The following is a 1,312-nucleotide window of genomic DNA, read 5'->3' on the forward strand; positions in this document are numbered from 1 at the left end:
GAACAATTACCATTGCTCTTCAAACTGGAATAGAGTATAGCTTGAACGGAACAACTTATCAAATCTCAAATGTGTTTGCCGGACTTGCTCCAAATAACTATACATTATATGTTAGAAATACTCTGGATGGAACTTGCGCTGCTAATTCTGGAACGACAACTGTAAAAATCAACCCAGTACCAACTGCTCCGTCAATCCCAACAGCTTCAAGTGTTGTACAGCCTACTTGCGCCATTCCAACAGGAACAATTACCATTGCTCTTCAAACTGGAATAGAGTATAGCTTGAACGGAACAACTTATCAAATCTCAAATGTGTTTGCCGGACTTGCTCCAAATAACTATACATTATATGTTAGAAATACTCTGGACGGAACTTGCGCTGCTAATTCTGGAACGACAACTGTAAAAATCAACCCAGTACCAACTGCTCCGTCAATCCCAACAACTTCAAGTGTTGTACAGCCTACTTGTGCCATTCCAACAGGAACAATTACCATTGCTTCTCAAACCGGAATGGAATATAGTTTGAACGGAACAACTTATCAAACCTCAAATATATTTGCAGGACTTGCTCCAAATAACTATACATTATATATTAGAAATACTCTGGACGGAACTTGCGCTGCTAATTCCGGAACGACAACTGTAAAAATCAATACGGTACCAACTGCTCCATCAATCCCAACAACCTTAAATGTTGTACAGCCTACTTGCGCCATTCCAACAGGAACAATTACCATTGCTTCTCAAACCGGAATGGAATATAGTTTGAACGGAACAACTTATCAAACTTCAAATGCATTTGCCGGACTTGCTCCAAATAACTATACATTATATGTTAGAAATACTCTGGACGGAACTTGCGCTGCTAATTCCGGAACAACAACTGTAAAAATCAATCCAGTACCAACTGCTCCATCAATCCCAACAACCTTAAATGTTTTACAGCCTACTTGTGCCATTCAATCAGGAACAATTACCATTGCTCCCCAAACCGGAATGGAGTATAGTTTGAACGGAACGACTTATCAAATTTCAAATGTGTTTGCCGGACTTGCACCAAATAATTACACCCTGTATGTTCGAAATAACCTCGACGGAACTTGCGCCACTAATTCAGGAGCAACAACTGTAAAAATCAGTACGGTACCAACTGCTCCGTCAATCCCAACAACCTTAAATGTTGTACAGCCTACTTGCGCCATTCCAACAGGAACAATTACCATTGCTTCTCAAACCGGAATGGAATATAGCCTGAACGGAACAACTTATCAAACCTCAAATATATTTGCAGGACTTGCTCCAAATAA

The 1,312-nt window shown here is 40.0% G+C and carries 1 protein-coding gene; it reads left to right on the forward strand.

Annotated features, from left to right (window positions below; translation table 11 throughout):
* On the forward strand, window positions 1-1,312 hold a 1,312-nt coding region (locus FLV_RS19875), incomplete at both ends, for a hypothetical protein (RefSeq protein WP_243236498.1).

The organism is Flavobacterium pectinovorum, from assembly GCF_022802975.1.
GTDB lineage: Bacteria > Bacteroidota > Bacteroidia > Flavobacteriales > Flavobacteriaceae > Flavobacterium > Flavobacterium pectinovorum_B.